This window comes from Pseudomonas sp. Ga0074129, from assembly GCA_001465025.1.
GTDB lineage: Bacteria > Pseudomonadota > Gammaproteobacteria > Pseudomonadales > Pseudomonadaceae > Aquipseudomonas.
In genome coordinates this window covers 1-19,649 of the sequence record LNDO01000092.1, presented here as the reverse complement: position 1 = coordinate 19,649, position 19,649 = coordinate 1, and the positions used below count along the sequence as shown (strand labels likewise).

17 protein-coding genes are annotated in these 19,649 nt (G+C 58.3%); 11 read left to right on the top strand and 6 right to left on the bottom strand.

Annotation, left to right across the window (positions count from 1 at the left end; all coding sequences use genetic code 11):
• Positions 1-57: 57 nt before the first annotated feature.
• The 3 genes from argE to AUK77_RS13960 form a co-directional block, all read right to left on the bottom strand.
• Complete coding sequence (argE, locus tag AUK77_RS13970; protein ID WP_296130635.1) at positions 58-1,236, bottom strand: acetylornithine deacetylase; 1,179 nt, start codon at positions 1,234-1,236, stop codon at positions 58-60.
• Positions 1,237-1,305: 69 nt separating this feature from the next.
• On the bottom strand, positions 1,306-2,571 hold the full coding sequence (locus AUK77_RS13965) for an inorganic phosphate transporter (protein WP_296130634.1): 1,266 nt from the start codon (positions 2,569-2,571) through the stop codon (positions 1,306-1,308).
• A gap of 39 nt (positions 2,572-2,610) precedes the next feature.
• Positions 2,611-3,288, bottom strand: coding sequence for a TIGR00153 family protein (locus tag AUK77_RS13960; RefSeq protein ID WP_296130633.1), 678 nt, complete (start codon positions 3,286-3,288; stop codon positions 2,611-2,613).
• 112 nt (positions 3,289-3,400) lie between these two features.
• Here AUK77_RS13960 and AUK77_RS13955 point away from each other — a divergent pair, with 112 nt between their 5' ends.
• Positions 3,401-4,768: a CYTH domain-containing protein gene (locus AUK77_RS13955; protein ID WP_296130632.1), complete on the top strand. Its 1,368-nt coding sequence runs from the start codon at positions 3,401-3,403 to the stop codon at positions 4,766-4,768.
• A 101-nt stretch (positions 4,769-4,869) separates the two neighbouring features.
• Here the strand turns inward: AUK77_RS13955 and AUK77_RS13950 are convergent, their stop codons facing one another.
• Together AUK77_RS13950 and AUK77_RS13945 are read right to left on the bottom strand one after the other, a co-directional pair.
• Positions 4,870-5,928: a polyamine ABC transporter substrate-binding protein gene (locus AUK77_RS13950; protein ID WP_296130631.1), complete on the bottom strand. Its 1,059-nt coding sequence runs from the start codon at positions 5,926-5,928 to the stop codon at positions 4,870-4,872.
• 186 nt (positions 5,929-6,114) lie between these two features.
• Positions 6,115-7,491 carry a glutamine synthetase family protein gene (locus AUK77_RS13945; protein WP_296130630.1) on the bottom strand — a complete coding sequence of 459 codons (1,377 nt, stop codon included), beginning with the start codon at positions 7,489-7,491 and terminating at the stop codon, positions 6,115-6,117.
• 276 nt (positions 7,492-7,767) lie between these two features.
• On the opposite strand from AUK77_RS13945, the gene AUK77_RS13940 reads away from it, so the two are divergent.
• From AUK77_RS13940 to AUK77_RS13900, 9 genes are all read left to right on the top strand, one after another.
• Positions 7,768-8,520, top strand: a complete 753-nt coding sequence (locus tag AUK77_RS13940) for a gamma-glutamyl-gamma-aminobutyrate hydrolase family protein (RefSeq protein WP_296130629.1) — start codon at positions 7,768-7,770, stop codon at positions 8,518-8,520.
• Between the two features lie 43 nt (positions 8,521-8,563).
• A complete protein-coding gene (locus tag AUK77_RS13935) occupies positions 8,564-9,922 on the top strand; it encodes a glutamine synthetase family protein (protein ID WP_296130628.1) in 1,359 nt (452 codons plus the stop codon).
• Positions 9,923-10,015: 93 nt separating this feature from the next.
• Positions 10,016-11,386 (top strand): aspartate aminotransferase family protein, encoded by a 1,371-nt coding sequence (locus tag AUK77_RS13930; RefSeq protein ID WP_296130626.1) that lies wholly within the window; start codon positions 10,016-10,018, stop codon positions 11,384-11,386.
• Between the two features lie 156 nt (positions 11,387-11,542).
• On the top strand, positions 11,543-12,640 hold the full coding sequence (locus AUK77_RS13925) for an extracellular solute-binding protein (protein WP_296130624.1): 1,098 nt from the start codon (positions 11,543-11,545) through the stop codon (positions 12,638-12,640).
• A 68-nt stretch (positions 12,641-12,708) separates the two neighbouring features.
• Positions 12,709-13,803, top strand: a complete 1,095-nt coding sequence (locus tag AUK77_RS13920; protein WP_296130623.1) for a polyamine ABC transporter substrate-binding protein — start codon at positions 12,709-12,711, stop codon at positions 13,801-13,803.
• A 130-nt stretch (positions 13,804-13,933) separates the two neighbouring features.
• The gene (locus AUK77_RS13915; protein ID WP_296130668.1) at positions 13,934-14,962 is read left to right on the top strand and encodes a polyamine ABC transporter substrate-binding protein; all 1,029 of its coding nucleotides are present in this window, start codon (positions 13,934-13,936) and stop codon (positions 14,960-14,962) included.
• A 53-nt stretch (positions 14,963-15,015) separates the two neighbouring features.
• A complete protein-coding gene (gene potA / locus AUK77_RS13910; RefSeq protein ID WP_296130621.1) occupies positions 15,016-16,158 on the top strand; it encodes a polyamine ABC transporter ATP-binding protein in 1,143 nt (380 codons plus the stop codon).
• Between the two features lie 26 nt (positions 16,159-16,184).
• Positions 16,185-17,066, top strand: a complete 882-nt coding sequence (locus tag AUK77_RS13905; RefSeq protein ID WP_296130667.1) for an ABC transporter permease subunit — start codon at positions 16,185-16,187, stop codon at positions 17,064-17,066.
• Positions 17,063-17,956 (top strand): ABC transporter permease subunit, encoded by an 894-nt coding sequence (locus AUK77_RS13900; RefSeq protein WP_296130619.1) that lies wholly within the window; start codon positions 17,063-17,065, stop codon positions 17,954-17,956. Before AUK77_RS13905 ends, AUK77_RS13900 begins: the two co-directional genes overlap by 4 nt.
• A gap of 169 nt (positions 17,957-18,125) precedes the next feature.
• On the opposite strand, the gene AUK77_RS13895 is transcribed toward AUK77_RS13900, so the two are convergent.
• Positions 18,126-19,148: an AraC family transcriptional regulator gene (locus AUK77_RS13895; RefSeq protein ID WP_296130618.1), complete on the bottom strand. Its 1,023-nt coding sequence runs from the start codon at positions 19,146-19,148 to the stop codon at positions 18,126-18,128.
• A 228-nt stretch (positions 19,149-19,376) separates the two neighbouring features.
• Here AUK77_RS13895 and AUK77_RS13890 point away from each other — a divergent pair, with 228 nt between their 5' ends.
• On the top strand, positions 19,377-19,565 hold the full coding sequence (locus tag AUK77_RS13890; protein ID WP_296130616.1) for a hypothetical protein: 189 nt from the start codon (positions 19,377-19,379) through the stop codon (positions 19,563-19,565).
• Positions 19,566-19,649 lie beyond the last annotated feature (84 nt).

Genomic DNA, 19,649 nt, shown 5'->3' with positions numbered 1-19,649 from the left:
CGCGGTGCGCCAGACGAGGCAGCCGAGAGCGGTTTTATCGTCGCAGTTGGGGCAGCTTCACGCGTTCTCTCCTCGGGGTGAAACAGGGTCTTGGGTCTTTAGGCAGTAGTGATCAATCAGTTGGCGAAGCAGGTCAACTGTGGGCTGCAGGCGTGCTGTTTCGAGGTACTCGCCGGGCTGGTGGGCGCAGTCGATGTCGCCGGGGCCAAGCACAATGGTTTCGCAGCCAAGCTGCTGAAGATAAGGCGCTTCGGTGGCAAATGCCACCGCTGTGGCGCTGTGCCCGGTCAGGCGTTCGGCCACGCGCACCAGTTCACTGTCGGCGCTTTGCTCAAAAGGCGGCACGCTGGCGAACAGCGGCGCGTAATCAATTTTCACGTGATGCTGCTCGGCCAGCGGTTGCAGCTTTAGCCGAATGGCCGCGCGCAGGGCTTCGGGCTGCATGCCGGGCAGCGGGCGCAGGTCAAATTCCAGTGAGCATTGGCCGCAGATGCGGTTGGGGTTGTCGCCACCATGGATGCAGCCGAAATTCAGGGTTGGCTGCGGCACGCTGAATTGCGGGTTGTTGTATTCACGCTGCCATTGCGCGCGCAGGCCGCGCAGCTCCTGCATTACATCCTGCATGGCTTCCAGCGCGCTGTGCCCTAGGTTGGGGTTCGAGGAATGGCCGCTCTGCCCAAGAATGTCGATGCGCTCCATCATGATGCCTTTGTGCAGGCGGATCGGGCGCAGGCCGGTCGGCTCGCCAATCACCGCTGCACGGCCCAACGGTCGTCCAGCTTGCGCTAGGGCGCGAGCGCCGGACATCGAGCTTTCTTCATCGCAGGTGGCGAGGATCAGCAGCGGTTGTTTAAACGGCTGCGTCAGCAGCGGTTGCACGGCCTCGATCACTAGGGCGAAGAAACCCTTCATGTCGCAGCTACCCAAGCCCACCCAGCGGCCATCCACCTCAGTGAGTTTGAGCGGGTCGGTTTGCCACAGCGCGGCGTCGAACGGCACGGTATCGCTATGCCCAGCCAGCACTAAGCCGCCGGGGCCGGAGCCGTAACTGGCGAGCAGATTGAATTTGCCGGGGGCGACTTCCTGCGTTTCGCAGGTAAAGCCAAGATCACCCAGCCAGCTGGACAGCAGTTCGATGACCGCGCGGTTGGATTGGTCCCAATGTGCTTGAGTGCAGCTCACCGACGGCGCGGCGATCAGGGCAGCGAATTGCTCTTTGAAGGAAGGCAGTGGCATGGCGCGGTCTCCGCAGGCGATGGCCCATGATAGGGGCATCGCCTGCGCAGATGAAACCGCTACGGGCGTTTAGAGGAAAATGCCGCGCAGGATGAAGAAGAACACGATGGATAGCCCGGCACCCACTGGAAGCGTAATAAGCCAAGACATAAAAATCTTGCCGATGACGCCTAGGTTAAGTGCTCCAATTCCACGTGCCAGTCCGATACCGAGTACAGCGCCAACCAAGGTGTGGGTTGTTGATACTGGGAGGCCAATTGCTGAAGCACTGACGACTGTGCTGGCGGTGGCCAGTTCAGCTGCAAAACCACGACTAGGAGTGAGTTCGGTAATTTCTTTGCCGATGGTGGCTATCACTTTGTACCCGTAAGTGGCCAAACCAACGACGATCCCAATCGCGCCTAGGAGTAAGACCCAGCCCGGGACAGCAGATTTCGCACCAATGGCCATGTCGCCACCTGATTGAATGACTCCGACGATGGCGGCCAACGGTCCGACCGCATTCGCAACATCGTTGGCGCCGTGAGCAAATGCCATCGCACAAGCTGTAAACACCATCAGTACGGCGAATACCTTTTCTACGCTTGCGTAATGAAATTCTTTGTCGGCTTCTACATCGACCTTGATGCGACTGAGCAATGAAATGCCTAGCACCATCACCAGCACACCGACACCGACAGCGAGCAATAAGCTTTGATTGGTGCTGAGGTCCAAACCAATATGTTTAAGACCTTTTGTCAGTGTCATGAGTGCCACCATGAACCCTGTGGCAAACATGTACAAAGGTACAAATCGCTTGGCATTGAGGAACGGGTCATCGGTATTGATGATCAGTTTCTGCACACTCATGAACAAGCCGAACGCGACCAAGCCAGAGAGCACTGGGGTTACTACCCAACTGGCGACGATAGGCCCGACTGCCGACCACTGAACAGCCTCCATAGAAACGCCCACAGCAGCAAAGCCGATGACCGCGCCAACAATCGAGTGAGTTGTTGAGACCGGCCAGCCGCGACTTGTCGCGATTAACAGCCATGTGCCTGCCGCCAGTAGAGCGGACATCATGCCGAGTACCATCAGGTCAGGGCTAATAGCTTCGGCATCGACGATGCCGTTTTTGATGGTTTCGGTTACTTCGCCGCCCGCCAGATAGGCACCGGCAAACTCGAAAACCATGGCAATCATAATGGCTTGTTTGATGGTCAGCGCTTTAGAGCCAACCGAGGTGCCCATGGCATTGGCTACATCGTTGGCGCCCACGCCCCACGCCATGAAAAAACCAAAAAGACAGGCAAGCAGCAGCAACAGAGTGCCGTAGTCCGCAATTAGAGACATAAGTAGTTAATCCGTAGATTCCAGAAAGGACACTGGCGCTTAGCGCGCCAGCAGTTGTTCCAGTCGGTTGCCGACACGTTCGGCACGATCGGCCACGTCGCCGATCCATTCGATGATCTGATAGAGGAACATCACATCAACAGGCGGGAGATCCTTTTCCAGCTTGAACAGTGCGCGACGAACCTCGATCTGCATCGTGTCGGTGTCGCGTTCGATTTGCTCCAGTTCCGTCACCATGGACTCAACCAGCAGTGCTTCGCGGCCACCAAAGCCGGTCTCCAACAGCTCATCGAGCTCGTTCATGGCCTTCAGCGCTTGGGCACTGGCATCCACGGTGCGCTGTACAAAGGCGCGCATCAGGGGTTGTAGCGATGGTGGAATGACCATTTCGCGACCCAGCATCAGGCCGGCGATGTCCTTGGCACGGTTGGCAACTTTGTCCTGTACACTCAGCAGATCAAGCAGATCCGAGCGCGGTACGGGCAGGAACAGGCTCTTGGGCAGGTGCTGACGCACACTTTTCTTGAGCTTATCGGCCTCATCTTCGAGGCTGGCCATTACCTGTTGTACCTGTTCTACCTTGGCCCAGTCTTCAGCCATGACGGCCTCAAAGAACGGAACCAGATTCGCCGCACACTCATGGGCTTTGGCGTAATGCTTTTGCATCGGACCAATGGGAGAGCGACCGAACAGGCTGGCAAATGGATTGACTGGCATAGGGTGAACCCTGGTTTAAAGAAGGCGGCAAGTATACGGATCACTCCTGAGGCTCGCCAGCGCATGTCATCATACTGTCATATTTTTATAGTAGGCGTTGAATCCCATCACCATGAACAAAGAAACCGAAATCAAACTGCGCGTTAGCCGCGAAACCCTGGCCGCTCTGCGTGAGCACCCGCTGCTGAAAAAGCGCAACAAAAGCGGCTGGGAGCAACGCGAGCTGTGCAACCAGTATTTCGACACGCCGTCGCGTGATCTGGCCGCCGCCAAAGTGGCGCTGCGCCTGCGTCGTGACGGTGATCAGTTTATCCAGACGCTGAAAACCCGTGGCCAGAGCGTTGCGGGTTTGTCTGAGCGCAATGAGTGGGACTGGTACTTGAGCAAAGCCAAGCTCGACCTTAAAAAGCTGGATGACAGCTGCTGGCCGGCGGCCTTGGCTGAGCTGGACAAGACGCTGCTGCAGCCGATTTTCACCACCGACTTTATCCGCCAGCGTGCAGAAATTGCCTGGGGCCGAGGCAAAGCCAAGGTGGTGATCGAGGCTGCACTGGATTTGGGCAAGGTGATTGCCGGTGAGGGCGAAGAGGAAATCTGCGAGCTGGAACTGGAGTTGCGCCAGGGCGAACCTGAGGCGCTGCTGGAGTTAGCCTGCGAGTTGGCAGCTGATCTGTCCTTGATGCCGTGTGACATCAGCAAGGCGGAGCGCGGTTATCGCCTGTTTGATTCCGCCAGTTACAGCCTCAGCCTGCCGGCCCCTGAGCTGACGATAGAAACCAGCCTGGATGACAGCGTTGCCGCACTTGGCTGGCATTTACTCGGCAGCAGCCAGCGGTTGGCCGAGCAATACCGATTCAATGGCCATTGGCGCTTGCTGGCCGAGTGGCTGGAGCAGCTGATTGGTTTGCGTGCCTTGCTCGGCAGCCTCGGTCAGGCGGCTCCGCGCGCCAGTAGCCATGCGCTGCGCGAGTTGCTGGATGCTCTGCTGCTGGAATGGCGTCCACGCCTGCTGGCCGGTCAGGACGATGACAGCTTGCGCAAAAATGCCCCGGCACTGTTCGCCGCTGAGTTGCTGGGCAATCGCTGGGGGCTGTTCTCGTTGGGTCTGTCACGCTGGTTGCTGGCGCGCAGTTGGACGCAGGAACGCAACAACCGTGGCAATCGTCAGGGCGCTGCGCCGTTGGGTAACTGGCTGCCGACGTTGATTGCGGAAGAGGGCGCGGCCCTGCAACTGCGCCGTTATCAGCAGCAACCGGAAGACCTGGCCGAGCAGCTCCCCCGCATCGAGCGCCTGCTGGTTTGGCTGCGCCTGGCGCGCGAGGTGTTGGTGGACGTACCGGAAGTCGACCGCCTGTACGGTGAGCTGAACAAACTTATCGAACTGTCCAATCAAGCCATTGACCCCGAGGTGCTGGCGGCGCGCAAGGCGCAGCTATTGACCATCGGCTCGCTCAAGGCCTGGCGTCAGTTGGTCAAGTAAGCGCCCGGCCTTCTGTGGGAGGCGCTGGGCGGTATTCCGCTTTAGCGACGAGCCTGTTGTTCTTGTCGCGGCTGAAGCCCCTCCCACCTATCTGTTTTCACTCAACTGCCATCACGAAAGCGCGCCCACACGGCATCACGGGTCGCGCTGTGTTTTTCTGGCAGGGTTTCCAGCGGATGCAGGCGGCGCTTGGTGTCGCGATCCGGGTAAAGATCGGGTTGGTTGCGCAAGGCCTCGTCGAGAAACGCCCGCGAGTCGGCGTTGCCACTTGGGTAGAGGGTTTCGGCAGTGATCAGTGCTGCCACCTCAGGCTGCATCAAGTAATCGATAAACCGGTGCGCCAGATCGGCGCGCTTCGCGTTGCTGGGGATCACCAGGCTGTCGATAAACAGAATCGAGCCTTCGTCCGGCACCAAGAAACGCACCGGTTGGCCGGCATCGGCCGCCGCCAGTGCATCGCCGACCCAAGCCATGGCCACACACAGCTTGCCTTGGTTGAGGTCATTGATATAACGCTCGCTGTCGACATAGCGCAGGTTTGGCCGCAAACCATCCAGCACCTGGCTGGAGCGCTCAATGCGGCTCGGTGCGCTGCGCGCCAGGCTGCGGCCCTGATAGTTGAGCAGCAGGGTCAGGGTTTCATCCGGCGCGTCCAGCACGCTGATGCCGCAGCTTGCCAGGCGCGAGCTTTGCTCGGCATCAAACAGCAGGCTCCAACTGTTGGGCAGCGGGCCGCCGAATGCGGCTTCGGCCAGGGGTGTATTGATGGCTAAACCCACCGCTCCCCAGAGATAGGGCAGGGCGTGACGATTGGCTGGGTCGAGCGCGACCAGGGTGCTGAGCAGTTGTTTGTCCAGGTGCTTTCTGTGCGGCAACTGGGCGAAATCCAATGGCTGGATGATGCCCTTCTTGATCAGGCCGGGAAGGGCATCATGGGATGGCACCGCCACATCAATCGCTTCCCCGCTAGTCAGCGCTGCGTCCAGTTCTTCGGCCGTGCTGAAGGTCTGATAATCGACGCGAATGCCGGTTTTCGTTTCGAAGTCTTTGAGCACTTGCGGGGCGATGTAGTCGTTCCAGTTGTAGACACGAATCACCTCCTCGGCGCTGGCCACGAGCGGCGTGAAGGCAAGTAACAACGTGGCAAACAGGCGAGGCATGATGTTCTCCAGTGTCGGTGCTGCGCTCAGCAAAATCCGGGCAAACGCTGCCCGTGATCGCGTTGAGGGCGATTATTGGGCAGGGCGCGCAATGCGCAGGTGCAAGTGGCCATGGGCCTTAAGGTGACTGCCGTGTTTGGCCGTCGATAAAAAACGCCGGCTCAAAGGCCGGCGTTGGGTGACGCGTCAAACGGTGTGCAAGTACCAGTTGTATTCGAGGTCAGAGATCGAGTTTTCAAACTCGGCCAGCTCGCTTTCTTTACAGGCCACGAAGATGTCGATGTATTTGGGGTCGATGTAGCGCGCCAATACTTCGCTGTCGTCCAGCTCGCGCAGGGCATCACGCAAGTTGTTGGGCAGGCTCTGTTCGTTTTGCTCGTAGGAGTTGCCTTCTACGGGGGCGCTCGGCTCGATCTTGTTGGTCAAACCGTGGTGCACGCCCGCGAGCAATGCCGACATCAGCAGGTAGGGGTTGGCATCAGCCCCGGCTACGCGGTGTTCGATGCGCACGGCGTCGGCGGTGTCATTCGGCACACGCAGAGCCACTGTACGGTTATCGATACCCCAGCACGGCGAATTCGGCACGTAATACTGCGCGCCGAAGCGGCGGTACGAGTTGACGTTCGGGCAAAGGAACGCCATCGAGGCCGGCATGGTTTCCAGTACGCCGCCAATGGCGTGACGCAGGTGGTCGTTCTGCACCGGGTCTTCGCAGGCAAAGATGTTGTTGCCTTGCTTGTCGAGAATCGAAATGTGCACATGCAAACCGTTGCCCGCCTGATTGGGGTACGGCTTGGCCATGAAGGTAGTGTCCATCTCATGGTCGTAGGCGATGTTTTTAACCAGGCGCTTAAGCAGCAGCGCGTGGTCACAAGCTTTGATTGGGTCAGCGACGTGGTGCAGGTTGACTTCAAACTGCGCCGGGGCGCTTTCCTTGACGATGGCGTCGGCTGGGATGCCCTGCTCCTTGGCGCCTTCGAGGATGTCTTGCAGGCACTCGGCGTATTCGTCGAGATCGTCGATCAGGTAAACCTGGGTCGATTGCGGACGTTTGCCTGACAGTGGCGACAGCGGTGGCTGTGGACGGCCGTTCACGTTGGCCTGGTCGATCAGGTAGAACTCAAGCTCAAAAGCGGCACAAATGGTAAGGCCCAGTTCGTCGAACTTCGCTACCACCTGACGCAACACTTCCCGGGGGTCGGCAAAGAACGGCTGACCTTCCATTTCATGCATGGTCATTAGCAGTTGCGCGGTTGGGCGCTTTTGCCAAGGCTCATTGCTGAGGGTGTTGGGGATGGGGAAGCAGACCCGGTCGGCATCGCCGATATCCAGACCCAAACCGGTGCTTTCCACCGTCGAGCCGTTGATATCCAGGGCGAATAGAGAGGCCGGGAGATTAATGCCGCGCTCGTAAACCTTGTGCAGGCTCGCACGCTCGATACGCTTGCCGCGCACCACACCATTCATATCTGCGATCAGAAGGTCGACGAACAGGGCCTCAGGATGTTTCTTAAGGAACGCGTTCGCTTCGTTAAGCTGAACGGCACGCGGGGGTACCGACATGATGCAACACCTTTTTTGTTAAAAATATCAATCATGCAATTGCACGGGTGTGAGTCAATCTTAAACACCCATGACTGTCAAGGGAGGCGCATTTTGCCCCAAAAGAGGGCTTCGTGGCCAATTTTAGGGCATTACAGGGCATTACTGTCCTGCTGTAACCCTTGTCTACCGGGCTGCTCAGTGGGGTGTGTTCAATTTTTTACATGACTATTGTGAAAAAAAATGAACAAGGCTAAGCTCGGTCGAAACCCATAACAGCAATAAAACGGGTGTCTCATGTCTCGCCAGCCGATTATCGGCGTCAGTGCCTGTACTAAACAGATCGGGCACAACATCTATCACACAGCCGGTGATAAATACCTGCAGGCCATCATCCATGTGGTGAACGGTCTCCCGGTGATCATTCCAGCGCTCGGTGAGCAACTGGATCAAGCCTTTCTACTGCAACAACTCGATGGTCTGGTGTTTACCGGATCGCCGTCCAACGTTGAACCCCACCACTACGCCGGCGATGCCAGCGAGCCTGGCACAGCCCATGATGCGGCGCGTGACAGTACGACTCTGCCTTTGATTAAAGCAGCAATTGCCGCCGGTATCCCAGTGCTGGGCATTTGCCGTGGTTTTCAAGAGATGAATGTGGCCTTCGGTGGCACCCTTTACCAGAAGGTGCAGGAGGTTGCTGGCTACATGGATCACCGCGAGCCCGAAGGGCTGCCAGCGGATCAGCAATACGGTTTGCGCCACGCGCTGCATGTGCAGCCGGGTGGGCTGCTCGCCGGCATCGGCTTGCCGGATGAGATTCAAGTCAATTCCATTCATGGCCAGGGCGTTCAGCGTCTGGCGCCGGGCCTTCATGTTGAAGCACTGGCGCCTGACGGGTTGATCGAAGCCTTCTCCGTCAGCGGAGCCAAAACCTTTGCCTTGGGGGTGCAATGGCACCCTGAATGGCAGGTACGATCTAACCCGAATTATCTCGCCATCTTCCAGGCCTTTGGTGAGGCTTGCAGGAAGAAGGCGGGGCAACGCTGAGCCGACTATATATAAGTCGGTTCTCACCAACCCTGAGGTCTCTATGAGCACCAAACTAGACCAGCTTTCGAGCTGGCTGAAAGAACGCAAAATCACCGAAGTTGAATGCCTGATCAGCGACCTTACCGGCATTGCCCGCGGCAAGATTTCGCCGACCAACAAGTTCCTCGACGAGAAAGGCATGCGCCTCCCCGAGAGTGTGCTGCTGCAGACCGTGACCGGCGACTACGTCGAGGACGACATCTATTACGACCTGCTCGACGAGGCGGACATCGACATGTTCTGCCGTCCGGACGAGAACGCGGTGTTCATGGTGCCTTGGGCTATTGAGCCGACTGCGATGGTGATCCACGACACCTTCGATAAGCAGGGCAACCCGATCGAACTGTCGCCGCGCAACATCCTTAAAAATGTACTCAAGCTTTACGCTGACAAAGGCTGGAAGCCCATCGTTGCGCCGGAAATGGAGTTCTACCTGACCAAGCGCAACAGTGACCCGGACTTCCCGCTGGTCGCGCCAATGGGCCGTTCCGGTCGTCCGGAAGTGGGCCGCCAGTCGTTCTCGATTGATGCGGCCAACGAATTCGACCCGCTGTTCGAAGACGTGTACGACTGGTGTGAAATCCAGGGCTTGGACCTCGATACGCTGATCCATGAAGACGGCCCGGCGCAGATGGAAATCAACTTCCGTCACGGCGAGGCCCTGCACCTGGCCGACCAGATCACCGTGTTCAAGCGCACCATGCGTGAAGCGGCGCTCAAGCATGACGTGGCGGCCACCTTTATGGCCAAGCCGATTACCGATCAGCCGGGCAGCGCCATGCATATCCACCAGAGTGTGGTGGACATCAAGACCGGGCAGAACCTGTTCTCCAATGCCGATGGCAGCATGAGCGAGCTGTTTATGCACCACATCGGTGGCCTGCAGAAGTACATCCCTGAGTTGCTGCCGCTGTTCGCGCCGAACGTCAACTCGTTCCGTCGCTTCCTGCCGGATACCTCGGCACCGGTGAACGTCGAGTGGGGTGAAGAGAACCGCACCGTTGGCCTGCGCGTACCGGAAGCCACACCACAGAACCGCCGCGTGGAAAACCGCCTGGCCGGTGCTGACGCCAACCCTTACCTGGTGCTTGCCGCCTCCCTGCTGTGCGGCTACATGGGCATGGTCGACGGTCTGCAGCCGAGTGTCCCGGTCAAAGGCCGTGGTTATGAGCGTCGCAACCTCCGTTTGCCGATCACCATCGAGCACGCGCTGGAGCGCATGGAAGCCTGTAAGGACGCGGAGAAGTATCTGGGCGACAAGTTCATGCGTGGCTATGTCGCGGTGAAGCGCGCCGAGCACGAGAACTACAAGCGCGTGATCAGTTCCTGGGAGCGTGAGTTCCTGCTGTTGTCGGTTTGATAAATCGTTGGCTGGCGTGGGTGATCCCCGCGCCACTCAACCTCAGTATTTAATCGGGACGCCAACGGCGGCCCGCGTGAACAAGGTGTTGCAATGAAACCAGTGACCAACCCGAAAACCCGCGAGTGGCAGGCCATGAGCCGTGATCACCACCTCGCGCCGTTCAGCGATTTCAAACAGCTGGCGGAAAACGGGCCGCGCATCATCACCAAAGCCGACGGCGTGTACCTGTGGGACAGCGAGGGCAATAAAATCCTCGATGCCATGGCCGGGCTTTGGTGTGTGGCCATCGGCTACGGGCGCAAGGAACTGGCAGACGCTGCCGCCAAACAGATGCAAGAGCTGCCCTACTACAACATGTTCTTCCAGACGGCCACGCCACCGGCGCTGGAACTGGCCAAGGCCATCGCTGACCTGGCGCCTGCCGGCATGAACCATGTGTTCTTTACGGGCAGCGGTTCGGAAGGCAACGACACCATGCTGCGGATGGTGCGCCATTACTGGGCGATCAAAGGGCAGCCGAACAAGAAGGTCATCATCAGCCGGGTTAACGGTTACCACGGCTCCACCGTGGCCGGTGCGAGCCTGGGCGGCATGACCTATATGCACGAGCAGGGCGACCTGCCGATTCCGGGCATCGTGCACATCCCGCAGCCGTACTGGTTCGGTGAAGGCGGCGATATGAGCCCCGAAGAGTTCGGTATCTGGGCGGCTGACCAGCTGGAGAAGAAGATTCTCGAAGTCGGCGAAGACAAGGTGGCGGCCTTTATTGCCGAGCCGATCCAAGGGGCCGGCGGCGTGATTATTCCGCCAGACAGCTACTGGCCGCGTATCCGCGAGATTCTTGCCAAGTACGACATTCTGTTTGTCGCCGATGAGGTGATTTGTGGTTTCGGCCGGACCGGTGAGTGGTTCGGTAGCGATTACTTCGGCAACACACCGCACATGATGACCATCGCCAAGGGCCTGACCAGCGGCTACATCCCTATGGGTGGCCTGATTGTCCGTGACGACATCGTTGAGGTGCTCAACCAGGGTGGTGACTTTAACCATGGGTTCACCTACTCCGGCCATCCGGTTGCCGCAGCCGTGGCCCTGGAAAACCTGCGTATTTTGCGCGAAGAAAAAATTGTTGAACGTGTCAAAGCAGAAGCGGCACCGTATTTGCAGAAGCGTTTGCGTGAGTTGGCCGATCACCCGCTGGTGGGTGAGGTGCGCGGCGTCGGCATGTTGGGTGCCATTGAGTTGGTGCAAGACAAAGCCAGCCGTAAGCGTTTCGCCGCCGAGGTAGGTATCGGCATGATCTGTCGCGGTCACTGCTTCAACAACGGTCTGATCATGCGCGCCGTAGGCGACACCATGATCATTTCGCCGCCGTTGGTGATCAGTCACGCACAGATCGATGAACTGATTGAAAAGGCTCGTAAATGCCTCGACCTGACGGCCGCACAGGTACTCAGTTAAGGCTTGTAAACCTTTGGTTTCAGATGGGTTGGTCTGACCGTTGTCAACCGCAGGTGACCTTGCCAGACTGCGCCAATGCGCGTGTCAGGCTCACCGGAAGGTGCTGCTAACGACGCGCATCGTCCGCAAACGCCTACAACAACAGGAGCTGTACGCATGAAAAAATTCGGCAAAACCCTTCTCGCGTTGTCCCTTGCAGGGGCTGTAGTGAGTGCCGCACACGCGAATGACAAGGTCCTGCATGTTTACAACTGGTCCGACTACATCGCTGAAGACACCCTCGAAAACTTCCAGAAAGAAACCGGTATCAAGGTCGTCTACGACGTCTTCGACAGCAACGAAACCCTGGAAGCCAAACTGCTGGCCGGCAGCTCCGGTTACGACATCGTGGTGCCGTCCAACCCGTTCCTGGCCAAGCAGATCAAAGCCGGCGTTTACCAGAAGCTGGACAAGTCCAAGCTGCCAAACTGGGAAAACCTCGACAAGAACCTGCTCAAAGCCCTCGATCCGAGCGATCCAGGCAACCTGTATTCGATTCCTTACCTGTGGGGCACCATCGGCATTGGTTACAACGTCGACAAGGTTAAAGCCGCGCTGGGTGAAAATGCCCCGGTTAACTCCTGGGACTTGGTGTTCAAGCCGGAAAACATGGCCAAGCTGAAAGAGTGCGGAGTGTCGTTCCTCGATTCGCCGACCGAAATTCTCCCGGCTGCCCTCAACTACCTGGGCTTCAAGCCAGGCAGCACTGATGCTGGCGAGCTGAAGAAAGCCGAAGAGTTGTTCCTTTCGATTCGCTCCTCAACCGCCTACTTCCACAGCTCCAAGTACATCGGTGACCTGGCCAACGGCAACATCTGTGTGGCCATCGGCTATTCGGGTGATCTGTACCAGTCCAAGTCCCGTGCTGAAGAAGCTAAGAACGGCGTGAACATCTCCTACAGCATCCCGAAAGAAGGCGCTGGCAGCTTCTTCGACATGTTGGCCATCCCAGCTGATGCGAAAAACGTTGAGGCTGCTCACGTGTTCCTCAACTACCTGATGAAGCCAGAGGTTATGGCCAACATCACCAACTTTGTGCAGTTCCCGAATGGCAACGCCGCCTCCACGCCTCTGGTGGACGACGTGCTGCGTAACGACCCGGGCATATACCCGGACGCGGCGACTATGGCCAAGATCTACACCTTCCCAGACCTGCCAGCCAACGCGCAGCGCGCAATGACTCGCAGCTGGACCAAGATTAAGTCGGGTCGCTAATGGCTTAGCACTACTGAATGGGGCGAGGCGACTCGCCCCATCATTCCCACAACAATAAGGATGCACTCATGCGTCGTACTACCCTCCTGGCTGGCTTGATTGCAGCTGCCATCGGTGTTTCAGCTGCACAAGCAGCCGAGCGTCAGGTCAAGGTCTACAACTGGTCGGATTACATCGCACCAGACACCCTGGCCGAGTTCACTCAAGAAACCGGGATCAAGGTGGTATACGACGTCTTCGACTCCAACGAAACCCTCGACAGCAAGCTGGCCACCGGTCAGTCGGGCTACGATGTGGTCGTGCCTACTAACCACTTCCTGGCCAAGCAGGTGCGTGCCGGCACTTACCAGAAACTCGACAAAACGCTGCTGCCGAACCTCAAACACCTTGAGCCATCGGTCATGAAAAGCCTGGCAGCGGGTGATCCGGGCAACATCTATTCCGTGCCTTACATGTGGGGCACCAACGGCATTGGCATTAATGCCACCAAAGTCCGCGCCTTGCTCGGCGAGGACGTGCCGCTTGATTCCTGGGAGCTGATTTTCAACCCCAAAAATACCGAGAAGCTCGCCGAGTGCGGGATCTCTATGCTCGACTCCGGTGATGAAGTGCTGCCGCAGGTATTCACTTACCTGGGCATCGACCCGCACAGCACCAAGCGCGAAGACTTCGACAAAGCCAGCGCCCAGTTGATGCAGGTGCGTCCGCACATCACCTATTTCCATTCATCTAAATTCATTGCCGACCTGGCCAATGGCGACATCTGCATGGCGCTGGGTTACTCCGGTGACATTCTGCAGGCTGCTGCCCGCGCCGAGGAAGCCGGTAACACGGATGAAATCATCTACATCATCCCCACCCAAGGCACCACCATGTGGGCCGATCTGATGGCCATTCCGCGTGATGCCAAGAACGTTGAAGAAGCTCATGCCTTTATCAACTACCTGCTGCGTCCGGATGTGATTGCCAAGGTCACCGACTACGTCGCCTACGCCAACGCCAACAAGGATGCCACCGCCCTGGTTGACGAGAGCATCCGCAACAATCCAGGCGTGTACCCGGCCGATGACGTGCTTGCCAAGCTGTATGTCGCCGAAGAGCGCACCCCGGAAGTTCAGCGCTGGATGACCCGCGACTGGACCCGCATCAAAAGCGGGCGCTGAGTTCGAGCTTCTTTTCCTATAAAGTGCCGCCCTTTTTTGAGGCGGCCCACCTGATGAGGACTGCATTGTGCGTATTGCCCACGGGATAACCTTGCTCACGGCTGCGTTGTTGAGCCTGAGTAACACCGCCATGGCTGAGCCGACCGTCAAGGTCTACAACTGGTCGGACTATATCGGTGAAACCACCCTGGCCGACTTCCAGAAGGCCACGGGGATCACTCCCCTGTATGACGTTTTCGACTCCAACGAAACCCTGGAAGGCAAGCTGCTGGCAGGCCGTTCCGGTTACGACGTTGTGGTGCCGTCCAACCATTTCCTCGGCAAGCAGATCAAAGCTGGCGCGTTCCAGAAGCTCGACCGCAGCCAACTGAGCAACTGGGACAATCTGGACCCGGCACTGCTCAAGTTGCTGGAGGCCAATGATGCGGGCAACCAGTATTCGGTTCCCTACCTGTGGGGCACCAACGGCATCGGCTACAACGTGGCCAAAATTAAAGAAGTGCTCGGTGTCGAAAAAATCGACTCCTGGGCAACTGTGTTTGAACCGGAAAATATGCAGAAGCTCGCCACTTGCGGCGTGAGCTTTCTCGACTCGGCAGATGAAATGATGCCGGCCGTGCTCAACTACATGGGCCTGGATCCCAACACGCAAAATGCGGCGGACTACGCCAAGGCTGAGGCCAAACTGTTGGCCGTGCGCCCGCACGTGCGCTACTTCCACAGTTCCAAATACATTGGCGATCTGGCCAATGGTGATATCTGCGTGGCTGTCGGTTTCTCCGGCGATATCCTGCAGGCGGCTGACCGTGCTGAAGAAGCCGGTAAGGGCATCGAGATCGCCTACAGCATCCCCAACGAAGGCGCTAACCTGTGGTTTGACATGCTCGCCGTGCCGGCCGATGCGAGTAGCCCGAAAGAGGCTCACGCCTTTATCAACTACCTGCTCGAACCTGCGGTGATCGCCGGCGTGAGTGACTACGTTGGTTACGCCAACCCCAATATCAAAGCAGGCGAACTGATGGATCAGGACGTTCGCAATGACGAGTCCGTGTACCCGCCGCAAGCGGTGCTGGATAAGTTGTTCATCTCGGCGGAGTTGCCGGTAAAAGTACAACGTCTGATGACCCGTAGCTGGACCAAGGTCAAGTCAGGCAAATAACTTCAAGCGCCTGGCCAACGTGGTCGGGCGCTACTTTTGTGGGAGTTTTGGTAATGGCAGTTGCTTCCAGTGCCTATAAAAAGGTCCTCGAGGGTAATCAGCAACCGAAAGAGGTGCTGGTTAAGATCGAGCGTGTGACGAAAAAGTTTGATGAGACGGTGGCTGTTGAAGACGTCTCGCTGACTATCCATAAAGGCGAAATCTTCGCCCTGCTCGGCGGTTCCGGTTCGGGTAAATCGACCCTGCTGCGCATGCTCGCAGGCTTTGAGCGTCCGACCGAGGGTCGCATCTTCCTCGACGGTGTGGACATCACCGACATGCCGCCCTATGAGCGGCCGATCAATATGATGTTCCAGTCCTACGCCCTGTTCCCGCACATGAGCGTGGCCGACAACATCGCCTTCGGCCTCAAGCAAGACAGAATGCCCAAGGCGGAAATCGACGCCCGCGTTGAGGAAATGCTCAAGCTGGTGCACATGACCCAGTACGCCAAGCGCAAACCGCACCAGTTATCCGGCGGTCAGCGTCAGCGTGTGGCACTGGCCCGTTCCCTGGCTAAACGTCCGAAATTGCTCCTGCTCGACGAGCCCATGGGTGCTCTGGACAAGAAGCTGCGCTCGCAAATGCAGCTTGAGCTTGTCGAGATCATCGAGCGCGTCGGCGTAACCTGCGTCATGGTGACCCACGACCAGGAAGAGGCCATGACCATGGCCCAGCGCATTGCCATCATGCACTTGGGCTGGATTGCTCAGATCGGTAGCCCGGTCGACATCTATGAAACCCCGACCAGCCGACTGGTGTGTGAGTTTATCGGCAACGTCAACCTGTTCGAGGGCCAGGTGGTCGAGGACATGGAAGGCTACGCGCTAATCGCCAGCCCGGATCTGGAACGTAACATCTACGTGGGCCACGGCGTCAGCACCTCGGTGCAGGATAAGAGCATCACCTACGCCATCCGCCCGGAAAAACTGATCGTTACCACCGAGAAGCCGACCTGCGAGCACAACTGGTCGCGCGGCACCGTGCACGATATCGCTTACCTGGGCGGTCACTCGGTGTTCCACGTACTGCTGCCAAGCGGCAAAGTGGTGCAATCCTTCGTTGCCAACGCCGAGCGGCGTGGCGCACGGCCTACCTGGGACGATGAAGTATTCGTCTGGTGGGAGGACGATAGCGGGGTGGCATTGCGCTCATGAACATTATCCGAAGCATCAGCCGCCGCATGCCCAAGGGCCGGCACCTGGTAATCGGGGTGCCGTTCCTGTGGTTATTTATGTTCTTCATGCTGCCGTTCTTCATCGTTTTGAAGATCAGCTTTGCTGAAGCCGACGTGGCCATTCCGCCTTACACCGACGTGTACAGCTGGGCGGAAAACAAACTCACGGTGATCATCAACTTGGGCAACTACATCTTCCTCAGTGAAGATGCGTTGTACTTGGCGGCCTATTTAGGCTCGCTGAAGATGGCGACCGTCAGCACCGTGCTTTGTCTGCTTATTGGCTTCCCGATGGCCTATGCCATCGCCCGTGCCGATAAGGACAAGCAAATGGTTTTGCTGCTGCTGATCATGATGCCGACCTGGACGGCGATCCTGATCCGCGTTTACGCCTGGATGGGTATTCTCAGCAACAACGGCCTGCTCAATGGCTTTTTGATGTGGACCGGGATCATCAGCGAACCGCTGCAAATCCTGAACACCAACATCGCCGTGTACATCGGCATTGTTTACTCGTACCTGCCGTTTATGGTGCTGCCGTTGTTTGCCAACCTGGTCAAACATGACCAAAGCCTGTTGGAAGCTGCCGCCGATTTGGGCTCCAGCACGATCAACAGCTTCTGGAAAATCACTGTGCCGCTGGCCAAGAACGGCATCATCGCCGGTTGCATGCTGGTGTTTATCCCGGTGGTGGGTGAGTTCGTGATTCCTGAGCTACTCGGCGGCCCGGAAACGCTGATGATCGGCAAGGTGCTGTGGCAGGAGTTCTTCAACAACCGCGACTGGCCTGTGGCTTCCGCGTTGGCGGTGGTGATGCTGGCGATCCTGATCGTGCCCATCATTCTGTTCAACCGCAACCAAGCCAAAGAGATGGAGGGCCGGGCATGAAGCGTTTCAGTTTCTCAACCTTTATGCTGTGGGCCGGCTTGGCATTCATCTACCTGCCGATGCTGATTCTGGTCATCTACTCGTTCAACGCCTCGCGCTTGGTGACGGTGTGGGGCGGCTGGTCGCTGAAGTGGTACATCGGCCTGCTCGACAATACCCAGTTGATGAATGCGGTGATGCGCTCGCTGGAAATCGCTACCTACACCGCGATTGCTGCCGTAGCGCTGGGTACCATGGCCGCCTTTGTGCTGACCCGCGTGACGCGTTTCAAGGGTCGCACGCTGTTCGGTGGCTTGGTCACCGCACCGCTGGTCATGCCCGAGGTGATTACCGGTCTGTCGCTGTTGCTGCTCTTTGTGGCCATGGCGCAGCTGATCGGCTGGCCTGCCGAACGTGGCATTCTGACTATCTGGATCGCCCACACCACCTTCTGTTCGGCCTATGTGGCCGTGGTGGTGTCGTCGCGTCTGCGTGAGTTGGACCTGTCTATCGAAGAAGCGGCCATGGACCTTGGTGCCAAGCCGTGGAAGGTGTTCTTCCTGATCACCATCCCGATGATCGCGCCTTCGCTGGCGGCGGGCGGCATGATGTCCTTCGCCCTGTCGCTGGACGACCTGGTACTGGCCAGCTTCGTCTCCGGTCCGGGTTCGACCACTCTGCCGATGGAAGTCTTCTCTGCCGTGCGTCTGGGTGTGAAGCCGGAAATCAACGCCGTGGCCAGCCTGATCTTGCTGGCGGTGTCTTTCGCCACCTTCCTGGTGTGGTTCTTCGCCCACCGTGCCGAAGAGAAGCGCAAGAAAGCCTTGCAGCAAGCCATGGATGAAACCACCGGTGCCGCGCAGATGAGCGGTCCGGACAGCCGTCGCGATCCGTCTCAGGTTCACGCCTGATCGGTTAGCCACACTGTAACGCCGAGGGCGGTGTTCTGGTCGCAAGCGTGTTTCACGCCTGTTGCCGGAGCACCGCCCTCGGCGTTTCTGCTGCTTGCCTCAAATACCTGTGGCAGAGGCTGCTGCAGCGACATCCCTCAACCATGCAGCACGCGCGATTGAGCATGCTTTAGCCCGGCGCTTGCCCGTGGCGAAAGTCACGCGGGGTCACGCCTAGCCAGCGGCGGAAGGTGCGGCTGAAGTTGGAGGTGTCCTGATAGCCCAGGCGCTCGGCAATGGCTTCCACGCTCATGGCGCTGTGCAGCAACAACCAGCAGGCCAATTCTTCGCGCACGTTATCGAGCAACTGCTGATAGGTGACGCCTTCCTCACGCAGATGGCGGATCAAGGTGCGCGCGGCCATGCACTCCACCACCGCCATCTGCTCCAGGGTTGGATAGCGACCATCGCAGGCCAGCAGGCGCTGGTGAATACGCTGGCTGATGCTTCCGCCCTTCAACTGCTTGAGTTGATGCTCGCAATCGCGCAGTGCCAAGCGCTGTGCTTCGGCATCACTGGCCAGGCTGGGGCAGTCGAGCAAGGCCAGCGGCAGACGTGCTTGCAACGCGGGTGCCGCGAACTTCGATTGCGGGCACAACGCCAGATACGCCTCGGCCCACGGTGGCTCGGCGAAGGGCCAAGCAATGTTGATCTGCTCGCTCAATGCCTGACCACTGACGGTTTGCAGCAGATTGAGCATGCCCGCCACCATGTGCCCGAGTACGTATTCACGCACATCCTCGCTCTGCACGGTTTCATGCACGTGTAAGGTCAAATGCTCGCCCTGTTCGATGCTGAATGTGGCCAGGTTTTCGCGCAGGCTGGTAAAGCGCTGCACCGCCAGCAGCGCCTGTGCCACCGTCGGGCTGGCCATGGCGAGCACACCCAGCGCGCCGTGAGTCGACAACTGCGTGCTGGCCCCCACACGCAGCCCGAGCCAGGGGCACTGGCTCAACTCCAGGCCGCGGAGTATTAAGCGTCGGAACTGGGCAAAGTTAAGAAAGCGGTTGTCGCTGTGCAGCGCCGTCCAGTCCAGTCGCGTGCCTTCCAGAATCGCCTGCGGCTCAAAACCGCAGCGCCGTAAATCGGCACACAGCAGGCGTGCATACACCGGATGTACACAGGGTTGCAGCCAGGCTTGGGCGTCTGACATGGGGCGGCTCCGCAGAGGTGGGTAATCGCAAATGGCCACGCGGGGTGCGCGGCGTTGTGGCTGCACAATTGATCATTTGCGCTGTTCAAAGCACCCCGACATTTAGCTGGGATCTGCACAATCCAGCGTGAGTTGGCACCATATGACGATTATCTGCCCGCGTAAACGGTATTGTCCGACAATCCTGGCGGCGCATGCTTGGCGCATAACAAAACCAAGGAGATTCGTATGAGTGCCGTTATGCCCAATGCCATCGCTGACGAAGCGGGTTACCGCGACCGTAAGCGCTATGCCTGGTTTCTGTCGGTGTTTGCACCCGTGGCCGTGATCGTCGGCCCGATGGCACATCTGCTCGGGGCCACCAGCCAGCTGTGGTTTTTTGCCCCATTGGCCTTTTATTACCTAGGGATGCTCTGAAGTAGCCCTGTATTTCCGGCCGACTTCAGCTCTTGCCGATTTTAAAAGCGGCGATTCGACCAAAACCGATCAAGTCATCCGTTT